Genomic DNA, 8315 nt, shown 5'->3' on the forward strand with positions numbered 1-8315 from the left:
TTGTTAATGTCCTTTTCCATAATTCTTGTCGGCGGTGTTTCCCGCTGACAAAAATTATAGTACCATAAATTTTAAATTACGTCAACAACTTTTTTTATTTTTTTAAAATAAATCCATTATTTTATCCATAATTCTCTTTTTTTCTACATCTCTTTTTACTATCAACTTGTCTTCAAATACCGCTTCGCCATTCACTAAAACTTTGTATATACCTATTGAAGTTCCTGCTTTTATAGGCGCTACCAGTCTTTTTTCTCTCTCTGTAATTATTGAGACATCGGCATCTTTTTTTACAATTTTAGAAAATGATTTTGTTCCATAAACTTTTACTTCAGAAATATATCCTCCTACTAGAGGAACAGTCATAACAGGGATATCTTTTTTTATAATCTCTTTATTTTTATACTCTTCATGAAATTTTTCATTCAAGCTTAGTATCTTTTCATCTCTTATTTTTGTAGATTTTCCACCCATTACTACTGTAACTATATCGGCATTATCTTTATTACTAATTACAGTTATATTAAATCTAGATTTCGTATGATAACCTGTTTTAAGTCCATATATTCCTTCTTTTCCTAAAAGGTGAATTGTACTTTTTAATTTATATGTTCCATTTTTTATATCTGCAGTTTTTTCTCTTGCTAAAGCTATATATTCAGGGTATTTCAAAGCTTCCATTGAAAGTTTATATATTCCATTGGCTGTCCCCATATCTAATTTTTTCTTAGTCATATGATCTGGCAATCCTGCAGGTGTATAAAACTCTAATTCATTTTCCAATCCTAAACTCTTCGCTTTTTCATTCATCATCTCTATGAATCTTGGAATACTTCCTTTTCCTGCATGCTTAGCTAATGCGTATGCTGCATTATTTGCAGATTTGATAGCCGCGGATTTCAATAAATCTAAAACAACTATTTTTTCTCCACTCTCCATCGGAATAGCGCTTCCTCCAGCACTTAAAATCTCCCAATCAATAGTGACTTCATCATACATACTAATATTTCCTTTTCTTATCTCATCTAAAGCTACAATTATCGTCATAACTTTAGTAACCGAAGCTAAAGGATATTTTTGAGTTGCATTTTCTTGATAAAATATATTTCCTTTATCATCTCCTAAAATATACGCTCTATAATCTGGGGTATTATCTTTTACTACTTTAGTCTTAGTATTTTTCGAAAAAGATAATGTTGAGATAACCAACATGAAAACTATAACCAATTTCTTCATAAGCTTCTTCCTCCAAATAAAAATTTAGGAGTCTCACCTTTACAGGTTCAACTCCTAAATATTATACATTATTTTTCTTTTTTAGCCAAGTAGTCTTCAATAGCTTCTTTTAATGCTTCTTCAGCTAAAACTGAGCAGTGCATTTTTGTTGCTGGTAAACCACCTAAAGCTTCTGCTACAACTTTATTTGTAATTTCTAAAGCTTCGTGAATATCTTTCCCTAAAACCATTTCAGTTGAAACTGATGATGTCGCTATTGCCGATGCGCATCCAAAAGTTCTGAACTTAACGTCTGTTATAACATCATTTTCTATTTTTAAAAATATCTCCATGATATCTCCGCAAGATGGGTTTCCAACTTTTCCGTATCCATCAGGATTTTCCATAGTTCCTACATTTCTAGGATTCATAAAGTGATCCATTACTTTTTCTGTATATTGCATAGTTTTCTCCTTAGTTTTCAATTATTTTATTTTTTATATTCATTCCATAAAGGGGATAACATTCTTAGTTTCTCAATGACTTTTACAACTTGTTCAATTGTATAATCCATCTCTTCTTTTGTATTATACTTTCCTAAGCTAAATCTTATTGTTCCATGAGCAAATTCAGGTTCTATTCCCATTCCTAAAAGAACATGTGACGCTTGAAGTTCATCCGAAGAGCAAGCCGATCCCGAACTCACTGCCACACCTAAATAACTTAAAGATAAAAGAATAGATTCTCCTTCTAAGTACTTAAATGTTATACTTGATGTTCCTGGAAGTCTTTCAACTGATTTTGCATTTACAACAATCTCAGGAACTCTTTTTAAAATTTCAGCTTCAAAATAATCTCTTAATTCTTCTTCTCTTTTTATCTCTTCATTCATGTTCTCGCAGGCAATCTCTAAAGCTTTAGCCATACCTACTACAGCTGGTGTATTTGTTGTCCCAGGTCTAAGTTTTTTTTCTTGACCTCCACCAGTTATAGTTCTAGCTACTCTCACACCTTGTCTTACATAAAGTCCAGCTATACCTTTTGGTCCATGGAACTTATGTGCTGAAAATGTTAGCAAATCCGCTCCTAACTCTTTTGGATAAACTTCTATCTTTCCAACTGTTTGAACAGCATCTACATGCAATATCACTCTATTTTTTTTTGCAATTTCTGAAATCTCTTTTATAGGTTCTACTGTTCCTACTTCATTATTTGCATGCATTACAGAAATTAATATTGTGTCATCTGTTATCGCTTCTTCCAAAGCTTTTACATTGATAACTCCATTTTCATCAACTGGTATAAATGTCACTCTATAACCATCTTGCTCTAAATCTTTAAATGTATTCTTTATTGCTGGGTGTTCTATCGAACTTGTTATTATATGATTTCCTCTATTTTTATATGCTTTAGCTACTCCTCTAACTGCTATATTATCAGATTCTGTTCCAGACGCAGTGAATATAATTTCTTCTGCTTTAACTTTTAATAAAGTAGCAATCTTTTCTCTTGATTCTGAAACAGCCATTCCTGTTTCTCTTCCAAAAATATGCATACTAAAAGCATTTCCATACTCTTCTGTTAGAAATGGCATCATTGCTTCCAATACTTTTGGATCCATCTTTGTAGTAGCATTGTTATCCAGATAAACTCTCATAGTTATCGTCTCCTTCAATTCTCACTCTTGTTTTACAATAAGATAATAACATTCTTTATTAAATATGTCAACAATTAAAAACTTTTTTATAGACTTTTTTATACTTTTTCTCCATGCTTACAATAGTTTTTTATTTCGCATTCCAAACATTTTGGTCTTCTAGCAATACACTTATCTCTACCTTGTAGTATTAAATAGTGAGAAAAATCTATCCAATACTCTTTAGGTATAATTTTCATAAGTTCTTTCTCAATTTTTATTACATCCTCTTCTTTAACTAATCCTATTAGATTAGTCAGTCTCCTCACATGAGTATCAACTGTAATTCCATCAGCCAATCTCCAAATTTCTCCCCTTACAACGTTAGCAGTTTTTCTTCCAACTCCTGCAAGTTCAGTTAATTCTTCCATTTTTTGTGGAATTTCTCCGTTATACTTTTCTAACAATTGTTGACTACACAATTTTATATTTTTGGCTTTATTTCTATAAAAACCTGTACTTTTTATCAACTCTTCTATATCTTCTATTGGCATCTTTGCAAACTGTTCTGGAGTATTAACTATCTTATACATTTTTTCAGTTACTATATTAACTCTAATATCAGTACACTGCGCTGAAAGTATAACTGCAACCAATAATTCAAAAGGGGTTTGATAATTCAATGCACATTCTGGATGTCCAAACTTCTCTTTTAAAATCTCTATAACTTTTAATGCTCTCTCTTTTTTTCTCAAAACAGCCTCCATCAGCTAAGCTCTTTTATATACAAGAGATAATCAATTCCACCATGTTCTATTTGACCTTTAAAGTAAAACCCTGCTTTTTCAAAACATAGAATAGATTTCTCGTTTTCTTCTAAAATATAAGCTGCTATGTACTTTAAGTTTAAGTATTTAAATCTCAACTCCTCTATACTCGCATTTACAATGGTTGTTGAATAACCTCTTCCTCTTATGCACTCAGCTAAATACAATGAGATTTCTGCACCCTCTAAGTCTTTATTTAATTCAAACTTTACATTTCCTAAAAAGGTGCCTCTCAAATCTTCGACAGTAAACATTGCATAATCAGATGAACTCAATAAAAATCTATACCATCTCTCATGATTTTTCCTCTGTTCTTCCTCATTATTTTTGCAATATTTTTTTACATAGTTTAAATTAAGATGGTTATATATGTTTTCTATGTCATCTGTCGTAGTTTCTCTTATTACTATCACTACTTTATAACAATCCTGTTATATTTTTTCTTACCTTGCTTTAACATTATAGCTCCATCTACGAATAAATCAGCTGTTATTTCCATAGCAAAATCAGTTACTTTTTCATCGTTTATAGACAATCCGTTTTGTTGAACAAGTCTTCTTCCTTCACTCTTTGTCTTTAATAATCCTAATTCTACCATCAAGTCAACAACACCCATTCCAACAACTTCTGCTGTTACCTCAGATGTAGGAACATTTGATAAGTCCACTCCACCTTGACCAAATAAAGCTTCAGATGCCTGTTTAGCTTTTTCTGCCTCTTCTTCTCCATGAACAATCTTCGTCACTTCATAAGCTAATACTTTCTTAGCTTCATTTATTTCTGCTCCTTCTAATGCAGACAATCTTCTAACTTCATCCATCGGTAAGAATGTTAGTAATGCTAACGGTTGAGCTACATCAGCATCCGGTAAATTTCTCCAGTATTGATAGAATTCGTAAGGTGATGTCTTTTCTGGATCTAACCATAAAGCACCTTTAGCTGTTTTACCCATCTTTTTTCCTTCACTATTTGTTAGTAAAGTACAAGTCATTGCATAACCTTGCTTTCTATCTTTCTTTCTTATTAAATCTACTCCTGCAATCATATTTGACCATTGGTCATCTCCACCTAATTGCATTGTACAACCATATTTTCTATTTAAAACTAAGAAGTCATATCCTTGCATTAACATATAATTAAACTCTAAGAAAGATAATCCTCCCTCTTCCATTCTAGACTTGAAACATTCCGCTGCTAACATTCTATTTACTGAGAATTGAGAACCTATATCTCTTATAAAATCGATGTAATTTAAACCTCTTAACCAATCAGCGTTATTCACTAGTAAGGCTTTATCATCAGAGAAATCTATAAACTTCTCCATTTGTTTCTTTATTGAAGCAACATTATGAGCTATTATCTCATCTGTCATCATTTGTCTCATATCAGTTCTTCCACTCGGATCTCCAATTTGAGCCGTTCCTTCACCTATTAGAGCTATCGGTCTATGACCATGTTGTTGCATATGAGACATAAACATCATAGCTATAAAATGTCCCACATGTAAACTATCCGCTGTTGGGTCAAACCCTATATAAAAAGTTACCTTCTCTTTTTCTAGTAACTCCTTCATCTCCTCTTCGTGAGTCATTTGTTTTACGTATCCACGATCTTTTAAAACTTCAAAAACATTTGACATAATTATCCTCCATAATCTAATTTTTACTCTATTGTAACATAAAGGCTTTTATTTTTAAAGGCCTAATAAAAAAGAGAGACACAAGGTCTCTCCTTATATAAATCAATTATTTTGTTGTGTTGTAGAATACTTCGATTCCTTTGTATTGAGCAACAGATCCTAACTCTTCTTGAATTCTTAATAATTGGTTGTATTTAGCCATTCTATCAGTTCTTGAAGTTGATCCAGTTTTGATTTGTCCTGCGTTTGTTGCAACAGCGATATCAGCTATTGTAGCATCTTCAGTTTCTCCAGATCTATGAGATATTACTGCAGTCATGTTAGCTCTCTTAGCCATCTCGATAGCATCTAAAGTCTCAGTTAAAGTTCCGATTTGGTTTAACTTGATTAAGATAGAGTTAGCTGATTTCATTTCGATTCCTCTTGCTAATCTCTCAGTGTTAGTTACGAATAAATCGTCTCCAACGATTTGAACTTTCTTTCCAACTTTAGCTGTTAATTGTTGGAATCCAGCCCAGTCATCTTCACCTAATCCATCTTCGATAGATTTGATTGGGTACTTTTCACATAATCCAGCGTACCACTCGATCATTTCTTCAGTTGTTCTTACAACTCCACCTTCTCTTTTGAAGTGGTATTCGAATGTTCCATCTTCTTTTTCAACACAGAATTCAGTTGCTGCAGCATCTAAAGCGAATGTAACATCAGTTCCTAACTCATATCCAGCAGCTTTAACAGCTTCACAAATGATATCTAAAGCTCCTTCAGTTCCGTTGATTTTAGCTGGTGCATATCCACCCTCGTTTCCAACGTTTGTTGAATCTCCATTAGCTTTTAATATTTTTCCTAAGTGGTGGAATATTTCACATCCCATTCTCATAGCTTCAGCAAAGTTTTTAGCTCCAACTGGTTGAACCATGAACTCTTGAACGTCTACTGCAGAATCAGCATGGCTTCCTCCGTTTAATATGTTCATCATAGGTAAAGGTAACTCTGTAGCGTTAACTCCTCCTAAATATTTGTATAATGGTTGTCCTAATGCTGCTGCTGCTGCTTTAGCTACTGCTAAAGATACACCTAATATAGCGTTAGCTCCTAATCTAGCTTTGTTTGGAGTTCCATCTAATTCGATCATAGCTTTATCTACTGCTACTTGGTTAGTTGCATCCATTCCGATTACTAACTCTTTAATTTCAGTGTTTACATAGTTTACTGCCTTTAAAACACCGTTTCCTAAGTATCTAGATTTATCTTTATCTCTTAATTCTACAGCTTCGTAAGCTCCTGTAGATGCTCCTGATGGAACTGCTGCTCTTCCCATAGCTCCACATTCTAATATTACGTCAACCTCAACTGTTGGGTTTCCTCTTGAATCAAGAATTTCTCTTCCTTTAACTTCAACTATTCTAGTCATTTCTTTGAATCCTCCTTAGAATTTTTTAAAAGTTTATTTTTAAAATTTTGGTCTCAAAATTTATGTACTTTATTATTTTACTTTTATTACTTTCATTGAGTTACTTGTTCCTGCTTTGAATACTTCTTCTCCACACGAAGCTACAATGATATCTCCTGATTTAACAAGTCCTAAAGCTAGTGCTTTTTCTTCAGCTAAAACATAGAACTCTTCTAAGTTTTTAGCAGTTGTATCTAAACAAGGGATTACTCCTCTAGTTAAAATCATTTGATTGTAAGTTTTTTCGTTATTTGTTATAGCTAAAACAAATGCTTCTGGGAAGTATCTTCTTAAAGCAGTTGCCGATCTTCCTGATGCAGTACCAGAAACGATTAATTTCGCTCCTAATGCTTCCGCTACATCTACAGTTCCTCTTGCCATTGCTTCAGTTATAGTTACTCCCTCTTCGTTTTCGATTTGGAAAGCTACTAATGGATCTGTCTTTTCAGCGATTTTTCTCATTACTGTTACAGCTTCAATTGGATATTTTCCTTTAGCTGTCTCTCCTGATAACATTATAGCGTCAGTCCCATCTAATATAGCATTAGTTACGTCTGTTGCTTCCGCTCTTGTTGGTCTAGGATTTTTTATCATTGAATCTAGCATTTGAGTCGCAGTAATTACAACCTTACCTGCTAAGTTACATTTTTCTACCATCATCTTTTGTGCAAATGGAACTTCTTCAACTGGAATTTCTACTCCTAAGTCTCCTCTAGCTACCATTATACCGTCAGATAACTCTAAAATTTCATCGAAGTTATCTAAACCTTCTTGATTTTCAATTTTAGAAATTATTTTTATTTTTTCTCCACCGTTAGCATCTAAAACTTCTCTTACAGCTTTTACATCGTCAGCTTTTCTAATGAATGAAGCAGCTACGAAATCTACATTTTGCTCACAACCGAATTTTAAATCTCCGATATCTTTTGGTGATAACGCTGGTAATTGAACCGAAACATTTGGTAAGTTAACCCCTTTGTTCTCTCCTAAGTCTCCGTTGTTTTTAACAATACATCTTACTTCGTTTCCAACTACTTCTTCAACTTCCATTTCAATCAATCCATCGTCTATTAAAACAATGTTTCCAGCTTTTAAGTCATCTGTTAACCCTTTATAAGTTACAGCAACTCTTGTTGCATCTCCAATAACTGTTTCGTCAGTTGTTATAGTGAACTTTTGCCCAGCAACTAAAGAAACATCTTGACCATCTACTAACTTTATAGTTCTAATCTCTGGTCCTTTAGTATCTAGTAATACAGCTGCATTAATTCCTGTATTAGCTACAGCCTCTTTTAAGTTTACAATTCTTTGCCCGTGCTCTTCATGGCTTCCGTGAGAGAAGTTCATTCTCATAACGTTCATTCCAGCTTTTAATAACTCCGATAATACCTCAACCGATTCTGTTTTTGGCCCTATTGTACATACAATTTTTGTTTTTTTCATAGTTCCTTTTTCCCTCCTATAATGAGTTTGTTTCTGTTAACTTAAAATTTATTGAAACTACTCCAATCCTTTGAGGTATAATAGTTATTCGACCAACCAATA

8 protein-coding genes are annotated in these 8315 nt (G+C 33.1%); all 8 read right to left on the reverse strand.

Annotated features, from left to right (window positions below; all coding sequences use genetic code 11):
- Positions 1-102 precede the first annotated feature (102 nt).
- A complete protein-coding gene (locus L992_RS03530) occupies positions 103-1236 on the reverse strand; it encodes a D-alanyl-D-alanine carboxypeptidase family protein (RefSeq protein WP_052191804.1) in 1134 nt (377 codons plus the stop codon).
- A 68-nt stretch (positions 1237-1304) separates the two neighbouring features.
- Entirely contained in the window at positions 1305-1679 is a 375-nt protein-coding gene (nifU, locus tag L992_RS03535) for a Fe-S cluster assembly scaffold protein NifU (protein WP_047383937.1), read from the reverse strand.
- 26 nt (positions 1680-1705) lie between these two features.
- Positions 1706-2872: a cysteine desulfurase family protein gene (locus L992_RS03540; RefSeq protein ID WP_047383935.1), complete on the reverse strand. Its 1167-nt coding sequence runs from the start codon at positions 2870-2872 to the stop codon at positions 1706-1708.
- Positions 2873-2970: 98 nt separating this feature from the next.
- Positions 2971-3606: an endonuclease III gene (gene nth, locus L992_RS03545; RefSeq protein ID WP_047383941.1), complete on the reverse strand. Its 636-nt coding sequence runs from the start codon at positions 3604-3606 to the stop codon at positions 2971-2973.
- 11 nt (positions 3607-3617) lie between these two features.
- Complete coding sequence (locus tag L992_RS03550; protein WP_047383933.1) at positions 3618-4091, reverse strand: GNAT family N-acetyltransferase; 474 nt, start codon at positions 4089-4091, stop codon at positions 3618-3620.
- A complete protein-coding gene (gene tyrS / locus L992_RS03555; protein ID WP_047394462.1) occupies positions 4091-5317 on the reverse strand; it encodes a tyrosine--tRNA ligase in 1227 nt (408 codons plus the stop codon). The genes L992_RS03550 and tyrS overlap by 1 nt, the downstream gene beginning before the upstream one ends.
- A 106-nt stretch (positions 5318-5423) precedes the next feature.
- On the reverse strand, positions 5424-6731 hold the full coding sequence (gene eno / locus L992_RS03560) for a phosphopyruvate hydratase (protein WP_047383930.1): 1308 nt from the start codon (positions 6729-6731) through the stop codon (positions 5424-5426).
- A 72-nt stretch (positions 6732-6803) separates the two neighbouring features.
- A complete protein-coding gene (gene pykF / locus L992_RS03565) occupies positions 6804-8213 on the reverse strand; it encodes a pyruvate kinase PykF (protein WP_047383928.1) in 1410 nt (469 codons plus the stop codon).
- Between the last annotated feature and the right edge of the window lie 102 nt (positions 8214-8315).

This window comes from Cetobacterium sp. ZOR0034, from assembly GCF_000799075.1.
Lineage (GTDB): Bacteria > Fusobacteriota > Fusobacteriia > Fusobacteriales > Fusobacteriaceae > Cetobacterium_A.

Bases quoted from the DNA above. Each gene is read 5' to 3' on its own strand.
- L992_RS03540 (WP_047383935.1), bottom strand. From the start codon at position 2,872: ATGAGAGTTTATCTGGATAACAATGCTACTACAAAGATGGATCCAAAA.
- eno (WP_047383930.1), bottom strand. From the start codon at position 6,731: ATGACTAGAATAGTTGAAGTTAAAGGAAGAGAAATTCTTGATTCAAGA.
- tyrS (WP_047394462.1), bottom strand. From the start codon at position 5,317: ATGTCAAATGTTTTTGAAGTTTTAAAAGATCGTGGATACGTAAAACAA.
- nifU (WP_047383937.1), bottom strand. From the start codon at position 1,679: ATGCAATATACAGAAAAAGTAATGGATCACTTTATGAATCCTAGAAAT.
- pykF (WP_047383928.1), bottom strand. From the start codon at position 8,213: ATGAAAAAAACAAAAATTGTATGTACAATAGGGCCAAAAACAGAATCG.
- L992_RS03530 (WP_052191804.1), bottom strand. From the start codon at position 1,236: ATGAAGAAATTGGTTATAGTTTTCATGTTGGTTATCTCAACATTATCT.